Raw genomic sequence first — 15947 nt, 5'->3', positions numbered from 1 at the left:
GTTCACGTTATGTTCTACGCCGTTTCAGGCCACCTGTCACCACATGATGTGGTCCCGGACTCAAAGGGATAAGCCTTTTACGGGAACAGGCAGGGAGCGAGACGACCATGATCGACAGGCGCCACAACAGCCGCGTGGTCTATCCGCCCACCGGCCCGGAGATCTCGACCAGGTCGTGGCTGACCGAAGCGCCGTTGCGGATGCTGATGAACAATCTGCATCCGGACGTGGCCGAGAACCCCGGCGAACTGGTGGTCTACGGCGGCATCGGGCGCGCCGCCCGGACCTGGGACGACTTCGACCGCATCGTGGGCACCCTGCGCACCCTGGAGGGTGACGAGACCCTTCTGGTGCAGTCCGGCCGGCCGGTGGGCGTGTTCCGCACCCACGCCGACGCGCCCCGGGTGCTGATCGCGAACTCGAACCTGGTGCCGCGCTGGGCCTCGTGGGACCACTTCACCGAATTGGACCGCAAGGGTCTGATGATGTACGGCCAGATGACGGCCGGAAGCTGGATCTACATCGGCACCCAGGGGATCATCCAGGGCACCTACGAGACCTTCGCCGAGGCCGCCCGCCAGCACTACGACGGCCGCCTGTCCGGGCGCTGGATCCTGACCGCCGGTCTGGGCGGCATGGGCGGCGCGCAGCCGCTGGCGGCGGTGTTCGCCGGGGCCTGCTGCCTCGCGGTCGAGTGCGACACCGATCGGATCGACTTCCGTTTGCGCACCGGCTACCTGGACGAGCGCGCGGAGACCCTGGACGACGCGCTGGCGATGATCGACCGCTGGACGGCGGCGGGCGAGGCGCGCTCGGTCGGGCTGCTGGGCAACGCGGCCGACGTGTTCCCCGAACTGACCCGGCGCGGCGTGCGCCCCGATCTGGTGACCGACCAGACCTCGGCCCACGACCCGGTCAACGGCTACCTGCCGGCCGGCTGGAGCGTCGCCGCGTGGCGCGAGCGCCGCGAGAGCGACCCGAAGGCGGTGGAGAAGGCCGCGCGCGCCTCCATGCGGGTGCATGTGGAAGCGATGGTGGACTTTCACCGCGCCGGTGTGCCGACGCTGGATTACGGCAACAACATCCGTCAAATGGCGCTGGAGGAGGGCTTCGACGATGCGTTTGCCTTCCCCGGCTTCGTGCCCGCCTACATCCGGCCGCTGTTCTGCCGGGGCGTGGGGCCGTTCCGCTGGTGCGCGCTGTCGGGCGATCCGGCCGACATCCACCGCACGGACGAAGCGGTGCGCGCGCTGATCCCCGATGATCCGCACCTTCACCAGTGGCTGGACATGGCGAAGGCCCGCATCAAGTTCCAGGGCCTGCCGGCGCGCATCTGCTGGGTCGGGCTGGGCCAGCGCCACCGGCTGGGGCTGGCCTTCAACGAGCTGGTGCGCACGGGTGCGGTCTCCGCCCCCATCGTCATCGGCCGCGACCACCTGGATTCCGGCTCCGTCGCCTCGCCCAACCGCGAGACCGAGGCCATGAAGGACGGCTCCGACGCCGTGTCGGACTGGCCGCTGCTGAACGCGCTGCTCAACACCGCCTCGGGCGCCACCTGGGTGTCGCTGCACCACGGCGGCGGGGTTGGCATGGGCTTTTCGCAGCATGCCGGCATGGTGATCGTCGCCGATGGCACAGAGGCCGCCGCCCGTCGCCTGGAGCGCGTGCTGTGGAACGATCCCGCCACCGGCGTCATGCGCCACGCCGATGCCGGCTACGAGTCGGCCATTGCATGCGCGCGCGAATACGGGCTCAATCTTCCCGGCCTGGGATGAGCGCGCCCGCCCCGTGTTTCCCATCCAACCGCACAGGGAGAACGACATCATGGAACGACGGACTTTCCTGACCGGCGCCGCGGGCGCCGCCGCCGTCGCCGGCACCGGCGCGCTGGTCACGCCGGCCCTCGCCCAGGGCGTGATGCAGTGGAAGATGGTGACCGCCTGGCCGAAGAACCTGCCCGGCCCGGGTGTGGCCGCCCAGATGCTGGCGGACCGCATCACGGCCCTGTCCGGCGGGCGCATCGAGGTCAAGCTGTACGCCGCCGGTGAGCTGGTGCCGGGGCACGGCGTGTTCGATGCCGTCTCCGAGGGCACGGCCGAGCTGTACCACGCCGTGCCGGCCTATTGGGGCTCCAAGTCCAAGGGCATCCTGCTGTTCGGCTCGCAGCCGTTCGGTCTGCGCGCGGACGAGCAGGTGGGCTGGCTGACCCACGGCGGCGGACAGGCGCTCTATGACGAGATGTACGGCCGTTTCGGCCTGAAGCCGTTCCTGTGCGGCAACTCCGGGCCGCAGATGGCGGGCTGGTTCCGCACCGAGATCAATTCGGCCGACGACCTGAAGGGCCTGCGCTTCCGCACCACGGGCCTGGCGTCCGAGATGTGCTCCAAGCTGGGCATGGCCGTGCAGGCCATGGGCGGGCGCGACATGTTCCAGGCGCTGCAGTCCGGCGCCCTGGACGCGGGCGAGTTCATCGGGCCGTGGACCGACAGCGCGCTGGGCTATTACCAGGTGGCCAAGAACTACTACTGGCCGGGTGTCGGCGAGCCCTCGTCGGCCGAGGAATGCGGCGTCAACCTGGAGGTCTACGAAGGCCTTCCGGACGACCTGAAGCAGGCCGTCACGTTCGCCTGCGAGAGCCTCTACAACCCGGTCTGGACCGAGTACACCACCAAGCACGCTCAGGCGCTCAAGCAACTCGTGGCCGAGCAGGGCGTCATGGTCAAGAAGCTGCCGGACGACGTGCTGATCGCCATGGGCAACGCCGCCGGCGAGGTGATCGCGGACCTGCGCGACGATTCCGACGAGCTGGTCAAGCGCATCACGGAAAGCTTCCTGACGTACCGGGCGTCCATCGCCGATTACATGGTCTATGCCGACAACGGGCAGATGAACGCCCGCGCGCTGGACTACACCTACGGCGGTTGATCCCGAAGGCCCCCGGACCCGGCGCGCCGCCGCCGGATCCGGGGCGCCCGGTCGTCGCCGCCGCCGTACCCGAAAGGCTCTCCATGCTGAAAGTCGCCGCCGCGCTGGATGCCGTGAACATCGCGGTGGGCCGCGCCGTGCGCTGGGCCGCCCTGCTGATGGTGCTGCTGCAGTTCGGCATTGTGCTGCTGCGCTATGTCTTTGGGGTCAGTTACATCTTCCTGACCGAGAGCGTGCTGTACTTGCACGGCCTGTTCTTCATGCTGGGGGCCGGGTATACGCTTTTGGTGGACCGACACGTGCGGGTGGACATCTTCTACGCCCGCCTCACGGAACGAGGGCGCGCCGCCATCGATGTGCTGGGCGCGGTCGCCTTCCTGTTTCCGGCCGTGATCGCGCTGGGCTGGTTCGCCTGGCCCTCGGTGTTCCGCTCCTGGATGATGCTGGAAGGCTCCATTTCCGTGGGCGGCATTCCCGCGTCGTTCCTGCTGAAGTCCACCATTCCCGCCTTCTGCGCCCTGTTGGCGGTGCAGGGGCTGGCCTGCCTGCTGCGGGATCTGGTCCGCCTGCGCGGCGGGCACGTGCCCACCCCGGTCGAGGCGGGGCGGACGTGATGGACGCCAGCGGCCTGCCGCTCGACCTGCTCATGTTCGCCGCCCTGATCGGCGGCATCCTGCTGGGCTATCCGGTCGCCTTCAGCATCGCCGGGACCGCGATCCTGTTCGCCGTGCTGGGCTGGACGCTGGGGGCGTTCGACATCGGCCTGTTGGGGGCGCTGGGGCAGCGCGCCTTCGGGCTGTTGACCAACGATGTTCTTATTGCCATTCCGCTGTTCGTCTTCATGGGCGTGGTGCTGGAGAAGAGCCGCATCGCCGAAGCCCTGATGGAGACCATGGGCCGCCTGTTCGGCCCGCTGCGGGGCGGGTTGGGAGTCTCCGTCGTGGTGGTGGGGGCGCTGCTGGCGGCCTCCACCGGGATCGTGGGCGCGACCGTGGTGGCCATGGGGATGATCGCCCTGCCCACCATGCTGCGCAACGGCTACAACCCGTCCCTGTCGTGCGGCATCGTCTGCACGTCGGGCACCCTGGGCCAGATCATCCCGCCGTCCACGCTGCTCATCATCCTGTCGGATGTCATGTCCAACGCCTATCAGCAGGCGCAGTTCGAGCAGGGGCGGTTCACGGTCGAGACCATTTCGGTCGGCCAGATCTTCGCCGCCGCCCTGATGCCCGGGCTGATGCTGGTGGGCGTCTATATCGTCTATCTGCTGGGCCGGGCGTGGCTGATCCGGGGCGATGCGCCCGCCATGAGCACCGGGGCCGGGGACCGGCCGTCGCCGCTGGAGGTGCTGCGGGCGGTGGTGCCGCCGGTGCTGCTGATCGTGGCCGTGCTGGGCTCGATCCTGGGCGGCATCGCCACCCCGACCGAGGCCGCGTCCGTCGGGGCCATCGGCGCGGTGCTGATGGCCGGGGCGCGGGCCGGGTGTTCGCTCCGCCTGATCCTGGGAGGCGCGGCGGCGCTTCTGGTGCTGGCGGTGGCGGCCGGAACCGCCCCGGTGCGCCTGCAACGGGACGATGCGGGCCTGACCGAATGGGCGCTGGGCGGCGGCTACGTGCTGCTCGCGCTGATCGGGATGACGGCCGTCGCGGGTGCGCTGCGGCGGCTGCTGGGGGCCGACATGCTGCGCCCGGCGCTGACCGGGACCATGGTCATCACGGCCATGATCTTCGCCACCATCCTGACGGCCAGCGTGTTCTCGCTGGTGTTCGTGGGTCTGGGCGGGGAAGAGCGCATCGAGTCGATCCTGACCGCCATGCCGGGCGGCCCCACCGGGGCGCTGCTGTTCTGCATGGCGCTGATCTTCGCGCTCGGGTTCTTCCTCGATTTCGTCGAGATCACGGTGATCGTGCTGCCGCTGGTGGCGCCGCTGCTGATCCTGATGGGGCACGACCCCATGTGGCTGTCGATCCTGATCGCGATCAACCTGCAGACCTCGTTCCTGACACCGCCGTTCGGGTTCTCGCTGTTCTATCTGCGCGGCGCGGCGCCGCCCGAGGTCTCCACCGGCCAGATCTATCGCGGCGTGGCGCCGTTCATCGTGCTGCAGATCGTGGGCATCGCGCTGGTCTGGCTGTGGCCGCCGGTGACGCGATGGTTGCCAGGTCTGCTGTACTGACCGTAAGATAGGAGGATCCGGGCCCATTGTGCTGAAAAAATAGGCGGCGCATCTGGCGTGATTGATTTTGAGGCAGCGCTGTGGGATGCTGCTGCAATGCACCACAGCCCGGATCCCGCCGTCCATGGAAGCACAGCCTGTTCCCCCCGCGTCGCCACCGTCCCCGGACCTGGATGCCCCGCCCGGCACCGCCCGGTCGATGGTGACGCTGTACGAGATCAGCAAGATCCTGTCCGGGGCGCTGCACCTGGACCGCACGCTCCATGACGTCCTGAATGTGCTCGCCGCCTTCCACGACATGCGCCGGGGCGCCATCGCGCTCGCCCACCCGGAGTCGGGCGCGCTGACCGTCGCGGCCTGCCTGGGGCTGTCGGCGGACGCCGGGCGGGACGCCCCGGGCGGCTATCCCATCGACGTCGCGGTGCAGGTGCACCGCACCGGCCTGCGGCTGGCCGTCGCCCGCATGGCGGAGGATCCGCGCTTCGCCGCGTACCTGGACCGCGCCGGCGTGCTCGAATCGGACCGCGTGTCCTTCCTGTGCGTGCCGATCCGGGCCGGGGACGAGTCCATCGGCACCCTGTCGGTGGAGCGCTGGTGGTCCGGTCCGTCCGAAACCTCGCTGGACGACGACCTGCGCGTGCTCAGCATGGTGGCCAACCTGATCGGCCAGACGGTGCGTCTGCATCGGGTGATCGCGGCCGACCGCAAGACCCTGCTGGCGGATGCCGCCCGCATGGAGAAGAAGGCCCGCGCCGCCCGCGCGGCCGGCGACGGCGCCGCCGACCGCGGTCCCCGCTTCAGCGAGATCGTCGGGCGCGGCCCCGCCATGTCCACGGTGCTGGACAAGGTCCGGCAGGTGGCCCGGACCCGCGCGCCGGTGATGCTGCGCGGCGAGAGCGGCACCGGCAAGGAGATGATCGCGCGCGCCCTGCACCGGGTCAGCCCACGCGCGGACAAGCCCTTCGTCTGCGTCAACTGTGCGGCGCTGCCCGACACCCTGCTGGAGGCCGAGTTGTTCGGCCACGACAAGGGCGCGTTCACCGGCGCCGGCGGCGAGCGCAAGGGCCGCTTCGAGATCGCCGACGGCGGCACCCTGTTCCTGGACGAGATCGGCGAGATCTCGCCCGCGTTCCAGGCCAAGCTGTTGCGCGTGCTGCAGGAAGGCCAGTTCGAACGGCTGGGCTCGTCGCGAACCCGCAAGGTGGATGTGCGCATCATCGCCGCCACCAACCGCAATCTGGAAGAGGCGGTCGCGGCCGGCACCTTCCGCGCCGACCTGTACTACCGCATCAACGTGGTAACCCTGGTGCTGCCGCCCCTTCGCGAACGGCCCGAGGACATCGAGCCGCTGGCCCGCCACTTCCTGGAGCGCTTCAACGAGGAGAACGGCGACAGCCTCGGGTTCTCCGAAGACGCCGTCGCCCTGCTGCGCGCCTGTGCCTTTCCGGGCAACGTGCGGGAACTGGAAAACTGCATCACCCGCGTGGCCACCATGGTGCGCGGCGAGGTCATCCAGGCGTCGGACTTCTCCTGCCGCGAGGCCGGGTGCCTGTCCGCCATCCTGGGCCGGGAACTAGACGCGCCGACCCAGGCGGTGGGCGGTCCGGGCGGGTCCACCGGCCTGCCTTCGGCTCACCCGCCCATGGATTGCGGCCGCTGCGCCACGGCGGGCGGGGGCGGGGGCGCGCCGGCCGGCTGGACGCCGCCGCCGGTGCCCATTGATCCGACTCCGCCGGCCACGCCGCCCCGGCCCGAGCCGCCTGAGGACATGGACGGCCCCGGCGCCGGGGCCGATGTGGAGGGCGACGGCGGCGGCTCGGGCCGCCTGCCGGATCGCGAGCGCCTGATCGCGGCCATGGAAAAGAGCGGCTGGGTCCAGGCCAAGGCCGCCCGGCTGCTCGGCCTGACTCCCCGTCAGGTGGGCTACGCCCTGCGCCGTCACGACATCCCCATCAAACGGCTGTAGCCTCCAAGGCGTCCCCTTCCCCAGTGTGCCGCGCCTGTGGCACGACCGACCCTTGCGATGGACGCGCACCTCAAGGGCGTGCCCGTTTGCTACCGTAGGGCGGTCACACCGGACACAGGGGGAGCCAGACCGTATGACCATTCTGTTCTGCAGCGCCGTTGACGATGCCGAGGCCTATCGCCGCGCCATGGCCGACCGCCTGCCGGAGACCGCGTTCCGGGTTCACCCCGACGTCGGTCCGCCGGAGGAGATCCGCCATGTCCTGGTCTGGCGACCGCCGGCCGGTCTGTTGCGGTCGCTGCCGAACCTGCGGGGGGTGTTCAACCTGGGGGCCGGCGTGGACGGCATCCTGGCCACGGGCGATGACCTGCCCGAGGGCGTGCCCGTGATCCGCCTCGCCGACGCGGGCATGGCGCCGCAAATGGTGGAATGGATGCTTCACGGCGTGCTGCGCTTCCATCGCCGCTTCGACGACTACGCCCGCGCCCAGGCCGCCGGTCGGTGGGAGCGCCTGTCGGTGCCCCCGGCGTCGGACGTGCGGGTCGGCCTGATGGGGCTGGGCGTGCTGGGCGGCGCGGTGGCCGAGGCTCTGCTGGCGCGGGGCTACAGCGTGCGCGGCTGGAGCCGCCGTCCCAAGGATCTGCCTGGCGTCACCGTGTTCCACGGGGCGGACGGGCTGTCCGACTTCCTGGCCGGCACGGACATCCTGATCTGCCTGCTGCCGCTGACCGACGAGACCCGGGGCATCCTGAACGCCGACACGCTGGGCCGGCTGCCGCAGGGGGCCGCCGTGCTGAACGCGGCGCGCGGGGCGCATCTGGTGGATGCCGATCTGCTGGCGCTGCTGGACGCGGGCCACCTGCGCGGGGCGCAACTCGACGTGTTCGAGCCGGAGCCGCTGCCGCCGGACCATCCCTTCTGGACGCACCCGAAGGTGCGGCTGACACCGCATATCGCGGCAGTGACCGTGGTCGAGCCGAGTTGCGACCAGATTGCCGACACCATTCGTCGCCTGGAGCGGGGCGAAGCGCCGCCGAACCGGGTGGACCGGGACGCGGGTTATTGAGTGAGACGGCCATGAATGCGCACATAGGCCCCCTGCGGGGGCTCCTGGACGGCCCCTTCTACTTCATGCGCCACGGCGAGAGCGAGACCAACGCCGCGGCGCTCATCGCCGGCCTGACGGACACTCCCCTGACGGCGCTGGGTCACCGTCAGGCGGCGGCGGCGGCGGAAGAACTGCGCGCCGTTCCGCTGGCGAGCGTGGTGGTCACGGGCCTGTACCGGACCCATCAGACGGCCATGCCGATCCTGCGCATGAAGGGGCTGGCGCCGTTCGTGGAACCCGGCCTGAACGAGCGCGACTGGGGCGTGCTGGAGGGGCGGCCGCTGAGCGAGCGGCCGAGCACCTTCTTCGATCCGCCGGAGGCCGAGTTGTGGGAGGACTTCAACCGCCGCATCTGGCGGGCCGCCCAGGGGCTGGCGGTGCCGGCGCCGACGCTGGTGGTGGGGCACGCGGGCACCTTCCGCGCGCTGCTGCACGGCATGGGCTACGGTCGTGTGCGCCCGCGCCTGCCCAACGCAAGGCCGGTGCTGCTGTCGCCCCTGGACCCGCCGCCCCCGGCGGGCGAACCGGCGTGGCGCGTCGAGGACCTGGACGGGCAGCCTGTGCCCATCAAGGCTGTGGAGGCGTGATCCTCCCGCCGCGTCGTCATACCAACGGCATCTGACGATGACCGTTGAAGTCCATAGCCGGCCCGCTCCCCGACCTGGCCACCCCAAGGATACTCTCGTGGGTGGCCGGGTGGGGGAGTGGGCCGGTGCCGCCCGGCGGGTGAGTCACACTCACACGCCGCTGGTATCAGCCGTTCCAGGTGCGGGGCGGCCCCACATCCACATGCACGAAGCCCGAGGACGGGTAGCTGCCCACGCCGCCGCGCGACAGGGACACGGCGGCGCGGCGCAGGTCGCCCAGGCTGCGGCCGGGCAAAGCGATGTCGGCGGCCATGCCCCGGGTGTGATAGCTGCGGCGGGCGACGGCGCGGTCCTGGCTGCGCATGCGGCTGTTGGTCTCGGGCGCGCGGTAGCCAGAAATCAGGCGCACCGGGGCCCGGCTCTCAAGGCGTAGGCACAGGTCGCTGATGAGGTCCAGCAAGGCGGGGTCGATGGGCGCCACATCGCCGGAGCGCCGGTCGCGCATCAGGTGGTTGATCTCCTGCAGGGCGTCGGGCAGATACCGGCCGCGCTCCATGTAGGTGACCGTCAGCTTTTCGCCGGTGTTGATGTTGTCCAGCGCCAGCGTGCGGTGCGGCGGAGCGCCGGCCGGGGCGGTCGTGCCGATCCCGGCGGCTTCGGTCTCGGCCCCGGCGGGCGGCGTGGGTTTGCGGCCCAGGCGGAACAGGAACGGGGTGTCGGGTTTCTCCCCCGGAGGCAGCGGCAGGCCGGCCTGGGCGACGGGAATCAGGGCGGGGGTCAGTGAAGCGGCTCCAAGGGTCGCGCCGCCGATCAGAGTCTGGCGACGGCTCAGGGGGCGGTCACAACCACACACGGGCAACCTCGTCGGTCTGTTGCAGGGAAATGGGGCACGCTCTGGACGGTCGCGGGGCGGCGCGCCGCCGGGCCAGGTTCAGGCTGGATCGCAAACTGCGGCCGTAACGACCTGGAATCAAGAAAACAAATGTGGCAAGGCGTGCCACATCATCGACCCCCATTTGCCACAAAATGTCCGGATTGGGAAGACACGTTTCCACAGTGTGGATCCACACTGTGGATCCAAGACCCGTGGACGCGGCGCCGGATCGGGCGGCGATGCGGGATCGGGGGACCTGCGCGTTGCGCCAGACCAACGCGATCCTGTGCCCAGCCAGGGCGTGTTCGGACCAGGCGGAACCCGGCCGGACAATGCAAGCGGCCTATTGTCCGCTACACATCCAACCCCTCCACGAACCGGGCGTTTTCCTGGATGAAGGCGAAGCGGGTTTCCGCCTTCCGCCCCATCAGGCGTTCGACCAGCGACGCGGTTTCGCGGGCCTCTTCCTGGTCTTCCTCGGTCTTGCGGCTGGGCACCACGACCCGCAGCAGCACGCGGCGCCTGGGGTCCATGGTGGTTTCCTTGAGCTGGGCCGGCGGCATCTCGCCCAGGCCCTTGAAGCGGCTGACCTCGACCTTGCCGCGCCCGGTCAGGACCTCCTTCATGAGGCGGTCCTTGTCGGCATCGTCGCGGGCATAGACCACGGTGCCGCCCTGGGCCAGCCGGAACAGCGGCGGCATGGCCAGATAGAGGTGCCCGCGCTCGATCAGGCCGGGCATCGCCCGGTAGAAGAACGTCATCAGCAGGGATGCGATGTGCGCCCCGTCCACGTCGGCGTCGGTCATGATGATGATCTTGTCGTAGCGCAGCTTCTCCAGGTCGAATCGGTCGCGCATGCCGCAGCCCAGGGCCTCGACCAGATCGCTCAGTTCCTGGTTGGCGCGCAGCTTGTCGGCGGAGGCGCTGGCCACGTTCAGGATCTTGCCGCGCAGGGGCAGGATCGCCTGGGTCTCCCGCGCCCGCGCCTGCTTGGCGGAGCCGCCGGCCGAATCGCCCTCCACGATGAACAATTCGGTGCCGGCGGCGACGGAGCGGGTGCAGTCGGCCAGCTTGCCCGGCAGGCGCAGCTTCTTGGTGGCGGACTTGCGGTTGGTCTCCTTGGCGGCCTTGCGGCGCTGGCGCTCCTCGGCCCGGTCCAGGGCGAGGGCCAGCAGGGCGTTGGCGCCCTCCGGATCGGCGGTCAGCCAGTGGTCCAGGGGGTCGCGCATGGCCTGTTCGACCAGCTTGGTGGCCTCGGCGCTGGCCAGCTTCTCCTTGGTCTGCCCCTGGAACTGGGGGTCGCTGAGAAACAGCGACAGCAACACGCAGGCGCCGCCGGTGACGTCGTCGCCGGTGAGCTGCCCGCCCTTTTTGTTGCCCGCCATCTCGGCATAGCCGCGCAGGCCGCGCAGCAGCGCGCCCTTCAGGCCCGCTTCGTGGGTGCCGCCCTCGGGGGTGGGCACGGTGTTGCAGTATGAGCCCAGGAAGGACTCGCCCTCGTCCGGCCAGGCGATGGCCCATTCCACGCGGCCGCGCCCCTCGGCCAGATCGGCGGTGCCCGCGAACAGGCCGGGGCCGACCAGCGCCCGGCCCTTCAGGGTGGCGTCCAGGAAGTCGCGCAGCCCGTTGGGGAAGTGCAACTCGGCCTCGGCCGGGGTGCTGTCGCCCTCGCCGATCAGCGCGGCATCGCAGCGCCAACGGATCTTGACGCCCCGGAACAGGTAGGCCTTCGACCGCACCATGCGGAACAGGGCGGAGGGTCGGAACCGCGCCCGGGCCCCGAAGATCTCCGGGTCGGGGCGGAAGGTCACGGTGGTGCCCCGGCGCCGGCCGGGCAGCGGTCCTTTCTCCAGCGGCCCGGTGGGCACGCCGCGGGCGAAGCCCTGCGTCCACAGCGCGCCGTCGCGGGCGACCTCGACCCGCAGGTCCTCCGACAGGGCGTTGACCACCGACGCGCCGACGCCGTGCAGGCCGCCGGCGACCTTGTAGGCGCTGCCGCCGAACTTGCCGCCGGCGTGCAGGGTCGTGAGGATCACCTCCAGCGCCGACTTGTCCGGAAAGCGCGGGTGCGGGTCCACGGGAATGCCGCGCCCGTTGTCCTTCACGGTGATCTGGTTGTTCGGGTCCAGCCGGACCTCGATCTGTGAGGCATGGCCGGCCACCGCCTCGTCCATGCTGTTGTCCAGCACCTCGGCGACCAGATGGTGCAAGGCGCGGTCGTCGGTGCCGCCGATGTACATGCCGGGACGACGGCGGACGGGCTCCAGGCCCTCCAGCACCTCAATGTCGCGGGCGCTGTAGTCGGTGTCGCGGGCGGCCGGCTGCGGGGCCGGCCGGGCGCTCGGGGCGGGGCTGTTGAACAGGTCGGTCATGGCGCCGGAGTATAGGGGCGGCCCTGTCCGCGAACAAGGCGAGCCGGAGCGTTGCAGGGGGTGATCTGGTAGCCGCGCCGGGGGCCGGCTACCCTATGTCGTGGTGTCGGGGCGGTGGGTTTCGTACAACCTCCCCCAATCAAAAAAGGGCGGCAGCAGCTCGGGCGCCTGGAAGTGGCCCGCCAGCGCGGGGAGGGGGCAGAACCCGGGCAGCACGTCCAGCACCCGGTTGGTGGTCTTGCGCTCGGCCCCCTTGTGGGCCTGCTTCTTGACCGGATGGCCCACGTAGCGGGTGTTCTCGAAGCAGTCCCAGTGGTCGCGCACCACGTGCCCATGGGTGAACAGGGTGTGGCTCATGTGCCGGGTGGTGCGCCAGCGCCGGTCCGCGCCCATGACCAGATAGCTCGGATAGTGCCGGCCGTACAGCACGCGCTGTTCCTGGGGGTGCAGCATCATGGGGCCGCCGGTGGCCCGGTGGACCTGATGATAGAAGCCGACCAGGGCGGCGATGGCCTCGGGTTCGTGCAGGTAGTCGTCCTCGACGAAATAGACCAGCCGGTCCGCCCCGGCGGCGCGCCGGAACTGGGCGTGCAGGACGGGACCGGCCAGGGTCTCGTCCGGCGTGCGCAGGGTCCAGGGCACGGACAGGCGGTCCAGCACCGCCTCGATGCGGGCGCGGGCCTCGGGCTCGGAGCGGTCGTCGTCCACCTCCACCCGAAGGTCCGGCACCGCGCCGGTCTCCGCCGCCCGGTTCACGCTGGCCACCAGCGAGCCCAGGCAGGCCAGCACGGCGGTTTCCTGCGGTTCGCCCGTGACGGGGTGGGTGCGGGTGCGGCGCGCGCCCTTCAGGCAGGTGCGCACCATCACCGTCAGGGGCGGCGGCGGCGCGTCGGAGTCGACCGGGCCGGGCGCGCCCTCGAACAGGGCCAGGGCGGCGGCGAGGCTGCCGTCTTCGTCGATGCGGTCCAGGTCCTTGACCGGGCGCAAATTGACCTGGCGGGCGCGCATGATGCGGTGCCCCTGGGGGCGCACGATCAGGCGGTCGATCAGGCGGAGCAGTTCGTTCATGGTGTCCAGGGTCCGTGCCGGCGGGGGCCGCACGGTAGGGCAGGGCGCGGGGCCTGTCCAGGCGGCTGCGCGTGTGGGATGCCTGGACCTGGGGGCGGGGGACGTCCTACAACATGGGCGCGCGGTCTCCTGCAGAAGAGGTCCCCTCGTGAGCGATCCGGAAACGCCCAACGGCGTGGTGTCCATCCGCACCCTGGCCATGCCCGCCGACACCAACCCGGCCGGCGATATCTTCGGCGGCTGGTTGATGAGCCAGATGGATCTGGCCGGCGGCACCCATGCGCGCTATCTGGCGCAGGGCCGGGTTGCGACCATCGCCGTGGATGGCTTCACCTTCCACCGCCCGGTCAAGGTGGGCGATCAGGTCACCTGCTATACGCGCCTCGTGCGGGCGGGCCGCACCTCCATGACGCTGGTGGTGGCGGCCTGGGCCCGGCGCGGCGCGGTCGGCGCGTGCGAGAAGGTGACCGAGGGCAGCTTCACCTTCGTCGCCCTGGATGACGGCGGCCGCGCGCGCGCCCTGCCGCCGGGTGTGGAGGACCGCGAGGCGGCCATGCAGGCGGGGCCATGACGGCACGGGCGGACAAGTCCCGGCGGCCCATCCTGCTGGTGGTGCATCAGAAGACCTCCAACCCCGGCCGGGTCGGGGGCATGCTGAAGGCGCGCGGCCATCCGTTGGACCAGCGCTGTCCCATGCACGGGGATCCGCTGCCGACGGACCTGTCGGGGCATGCGGGCGTCGTGGTGTTCGGCGGCCCCATGAGTGCGAACGACGACCACCTGGAGGGCATCCGCGCCGAACTGGCCCTGATCGAGCGCGCCATGGCCGAAGAGGTGCCCGCGTTCGGTATCTGCCTGGGCGGCCAGATGATGGCCCGCGTGATGGGGGCGCGTATCGCCCGCCCGCCGTGCGAGCGGGTCGAGGTGGGGTACTACCCCGTTCGGGGCACCGAGGACGGCCGCCGCCTGGGTCTGTTCGACGGCGAAATGGGCGTCTATCAGTGGCACAAGGAAGGCTTCGACCTGCCCGCCGGCGCCCGCCTGCTGGCCCGGGGCGGGCTGTTCCCCAACCAGGCCTTCGCCGCCGGTCCCCGCACCTTCGGCATCCAGTTCCACCCCGAGGTCACCCACGAGATGATGGAGCGCTGGATGGGGGCGGCGGGGCACATGCTGTCCTGGCCGGGGGCGATGGACGCTCCCGCCCACCGCGCCGGACGCCTGCGCCACGACGCCGCGCTGGGGCGCTGGCTGGCGCGCTTCCTGGACCACTGGCTGGGGCCGCCCTGATCCCGATGCGCGCCGCGCCCGTCGCGGCCATGCTTTCCAAGGTCACCCCCGCATTCCCAGGCGGGGGCGGATCCGATCCCGACCGGAGGGACTCCCGATGCCGAACCCCGTCCCGAACGACCCGCCCTGGATGATCTCCGTTGACGACGTGCGAACCGCCGCCGGGCGGATCCAGGGCGCGGTGCCGCGCACGCCGTTCCTGTACTCGCACACCCTGTCCCACATCACGGGGGCCGAGGTGCACGTCAAGTTCGAGAACCTGCAGTTCACCGCCTCGTTCAAGGACCGGGGTGCGCTGAACCGGCTGCTCGACCTGTCCGAGGACCAGAAGCGCGCCGGCGTGCTGGCGGTCTCGGCGGGCAACCACGCCCAGGGCGTGGCCTATCATGCGGGCCGCCTGGGGGTGCCGGCGGTGATCGTGATGCCGGAGAACACCCCGTTCGTGAAGGCCAACAACACGCGGGCGCTGGGGGCGCGGGTGGTTCTGGCGGGCGAGACCATCGCGGAATCGATGCCCCGGGGGCGTGAGATCCTGGAGGCCGAGGGCCTGACCCTGATCCACCCCTACGACGATCCGCGCATCATGGCCGGGCAGGGCACCGCCGCGCTGGAGATGCTGGAGGACGTCCCCGACCTGGACGTGATGGTCATCCCGGTCGGCGGCGGCGGGCTGATCGGCGGCATGACGGTGGCGGCGCGCGCGCTGCGGCCGGATATCGAGCTGCTGGGCGTGCAGACCGAGTACTATCCCGCGATGGCGGATGCGCTGGCCGGGCGGCCGTCCACCCTGGGCGGGCAGACCGTGGCCGAGGGCATCGCGGTCAAGGCGCCCGGGACGACCGCGCGGCATATCCTCGCCCGGTACGGCGTCGAGGTCACGGTGGTGCGCGAAAAGACCATCGAGCGGGCCATCAATCTCTACCTGAACGTGGAAAAGACGGTGGCCGAGGGCGCGGGCGCGGCCGGGCTGGCCGCCGTGCTGGCCGAACCGGAGCGGTTCCGGGGCCGCCGCGTCGGGCTGGTGCTGTCGGGCGGCAACATCGACCCGCGCATTCTGGCATCCGTGATCCTGCGCGGCCTGACCCAGGACGGACGGTTGGGCACCTTGTCGATCGAGGCGTCGGACACCCCGGGCCAGTTGGCGGCCGTGGCCGGCATCATCGCCGCGCGGGACGGCAACGTGATCGAACTGGCCCACAATCGCCTGCTGTCCAGCATGTCGGCCAAGTGCACGGACCTGTCGTTCACCATCGAGACCCAGGGCCGCGCCCACCTGGAGGACATCGCCCAGGCGATCCGCGAGGCGGGCTATCGGGTGTGGCGGATCAGCGCCGCGCCGCCCGAGGACTAGGGGGCGGGTCGGGATGGCATTGGGTCGGCAACGGGCTCAGGTCAACGGGCAGGGTGCCGCTGCGATCCGCGACGGACTGAAGACCTGGGGGACTGGAGACCTGGGCACGAGATCCTTCCGTCGCTTCGCTCCGTCAGGATGACGGTCTATAATTTAGGCTCAGTTTGCGTTAGATATGCATGCTGGTTGTTTGGGCGAGATAAGTCCGGCGATGCATGCCAGGATTGCACGGG

Annotated in this window: 13 protein-coding genes; 10 read left to right on the top strand and 3 right to left on the bottom strand. The window is 70.7% G+C overall.

All coding sequences use genetic code 11. From position 1 onward, the window contains the following. Window positions 1-107: 107 nt before the first annotated feature. The 7 genes from hutU (at window position 108) to GHC57_RS16815 (ending at window position 8762) form a co-directional block, all read left to right on the top strand. Window positions 108-1775: a urocanate hydratase gene (gene hutU, locus GHC57_RS16845; RefSeq protein WP_153346389.1), complete on the top strand. Its 1668-nt coding sequence runs from the start codon at window positions 108-110 to the stop codon at window positions 1773-1775. A gap of 49 nt (window positions 1776-1824) precedes the next feature. After that, complete coding sequence (locus tag GHC57_RS16840; RefSeq protein WP_153346387.1) at window positions 1825-2925, top strand: TRAP transporter substrate-binding protein; 1101 nt, start codon at window positions 1825-1827, stop codon at window positions 2923-2925. An 83-nt stretch (window positions 2926-3008) separates the two neighbouring features. After that, entirely contained in the window at window positions 3009-3539 is a 531-nt protein-coding gene (locus GHC57_RS16835; RefSeq protein ID WP_153346385.1) for a TRAP transporter small permease subunit, read from the top strand. After that, window positions 3539-5101, top strand: coding sequence for a TRAP transporter large permease (locus GHC57_RS16830; RefSeq protein ID WP_211369231.1), 1563 nt, complete (start codon window positions 3539-3541; stop codon window positions 5099-5101). The genes GHC57_RS16835 and GHC57_RS16830 overlap by 1 nt, the downstream gene beginning before the upstream one ends. 124 nt (window positions 5102-5225) lie before the next feature. Next, window positions 5226-7067, top strand: coding sequence for a nif-specific transcriptional activator NifA (nifA, locus tag GHC57_RS16825; protein ID WP_153346383.1), 1842 nt, complete (start codon window positions 5226-5228; stop codon window positions 7065-7067). Between the two features lie 133 nt (window positions 7068-7200). Then, complete coding sequence (locus GHC57_RS16820) at window positions 7201-8133, top strand: 2-hydroxyacid dehydrogenase (protein ID WP_153346381.1); 933 nt, start codon at window positions 7201-7203, stop codon at window positions 8131-8133. Window positions 8134-8144: 11 nt separating this feature from the next. Further along, the gene (locus GHC57_RS16815) at window positions 8145-8762 is read left to right on the top strand and encodes a histidine phosphatase family protein (protein WP_153346379.1); all 618 of its coding nucleotides are present in this window, start codon (window positions 8145-8147) and stop codon (window positions 8760-8762) included. Between the two features lie 166 nt (window positions 8763-8928). Here GHC57_RS16815 and GHC57_RS20345 read toward each other — a convergent pair whose 3' ends face one another. The 3 genes from GHC57_RS20345 to GHC57_RS16800 all read right to left on the bottom strand — a co-directional run bounded on the left by GHC57_RS20345 (window position 8929) and on the right by GHC57_RS16800 (window position 13076). After that, window positions 8929-9615 (bottom strand): peptidoglycan L,D-endopeptidase MepK, encoded by a 687-nt coding sequence (locus GHC57_RS20345; protein WP_170294937.1) that lies wholly within the window; start codon window positions 9613-9615, stop codon window positions 8929-8931. Between the two features lie 374 nt (window positions 9616-9989). Further along, window positions 9990-12008, bottom strand: a complete 2019-nt coding sequence (parE, locus tag GHC57_RS16805; protein ID WP_153346375.1) for a DNA topoisomerase IV subunit B — start codon at window positions 12006-12008, stop codon at window positions 9990-9992. Window positions 12009-12101: 93 nt separating this feature from the next. Further along, window positions 12102-13076 (bottom strand): hypothetical protein, encoded by a 975-nt coding sequence (locus GHC57_RS16800; protein WP_153346373.1) that lies wholly within the window; start codon window positions 13074-13076, stop codon window positions 12102-12104. A 199-nt stretch (window positions 13077-13275) separates the two neighbouring features. On the opposite strand from GHC57_RS16800, the gene GHC57_RS19635 reads away from it, so the two are divergent. The 3 genes from GHC57_RS19635 to GHC57_RS16785 all read left to right on the top strand — a co-directional run bounded on the left by GHC57_RS19635 (window position 13276) and on the right by GHC57_RS16785 (window position 15714). Continuing rightward, window positions 13276-13647, top strand: coding sequence for an acyl-CoA thioesterase (locus GHC57_RS19635; protein WP_153346391.1), 372 nt, complete (start codon window positions 13276-13278; stop codon window positions 13645-13647). After that, window positions 13644-14363, top strand: coding sequence for a glutamine amidotransferase-related protein (locus tag GHC57_RS16790; RefSeq protein ID WP_153346371.1), 720 nt, complete (start codon window positions 13644-13646; stop codon window positions 14361-14363). The genes GHC57_RS19635 and GHC57_RS16790 overlap by 4 nt, the downstream gene beginning before the upstream one ends. Window positions 14364-14460: 97 nt before the next feature. After that, entirely contained in the window at window positions 14461-15714 is a 1254-nt protein-coding gene (locus GHC57_RS16785; protein ID WP_153346369.1) for a threonine ammonia-lyase, read from the top strand. The last annotated feature ends 233 nt before the right edge of the window (window positions 15715-15947 follow it).

Source organism: Roseospira navarrensis (assembly GCF_009601025.1).
Lineage (GTDB): Bacteria > Pseudomonadota > Alphaproteobacteria > Rhodospirillales > Rhodospirillaceae > Rhodospira > Rhodospira navarrensis.
The sequence above is the reverse complement of the archived record's forward strand: the minus strand, read 5'-3'. Positions and strand labels throughout refer to the sequence as shown.

Excerpts from the sequence above, each read along its gene's own strand:
- GHC57_RS16830 (WP_211369231.1), top strand. The coding sequence starts at position 3,539 with ATGGACGCCAGCGGCCTGCCGCTCGACCTGCTCATGTTCGCCGCCCTG.
- GHC57_RS16820 (WP_153346381.1), top strand. The coding sequence starts at position 7,201 with ATGACCATTCTGTTCTGCAGCGCCGTTGACGATGCCGAGGCCTATCGC.
- parE (WP_153346375.1), bottom strand. The coding sequence starts at position 12,008 with ATGACCGACCTGTTCAACAGCCCCGCCCCGAGCGCCCGGCCGGCCCCG.
- GHC57_RS16785 (WP_153346369.1), top strand. The coding sequence starts at position 14,461 with ATGCCGAACCCCGTCCCGAACGACCCGCCCTGGATGATCTCCGTTGAC.
- GHC57_RS16835 (WP_153346385.1), top strand. The coding sequence starts at position 3,009 with ATGCTGAAAGTCGCCGCCGCGCTGGATGCCGTGAACATCGCGGTGGGC.
- GHC57_RS16840 (WP_153346387.1), top strand. The coding sequence starts at position 1,825 with ATGGAACGACGGACTTTCCTGACCGGCGCCGCGGGCGCCGCCGCCGTC.
- GHC57_RS19635 (WP_153346391.1), top strand. The coding sequence starts at position 13,276 with ATGCCCGCCGACACCAACCCGGCCGGCGATATCTTCGGCGGCTGGTTG.
- GHC57_RS16815 (WP_153346379.1), top strand. The coding sequence starts at position 8,145 with ATGAATGCGCACATAGGCCCCCTGCGGGGGCTCCTGGACGGCCCCTTC.
- GHC57_RS16800 (WP_153346373.1), bottom strand. The coding sequence starts at position 13,076 with ATGAACGAACTGCTCCGCCTGATCGACCGCCTGATCGTGCGCCCCCAG.
- GHC57_RS16790 (WP_153346371.1), top strand. The coding sequence starts at position 13,644 with ATGACGGCACGGGCGGACAAGTCCCGGCGGCCCATCCTGCTGGTGGTG.
- hutU (WP_153346389.1), top strand. The coding sequence starts at position 108 with ATGATCGACAGGCGCCACAACAGCCGCGTGGTCTATCCGCCCACCGGC.
- nifA (WP_153346383.1), top strand. The coding sequence starts at position 5,226 with ATGGAAGCACAGCCTGTTCCCCCCGCGTCGCCACCGTCCCCGGACCTG.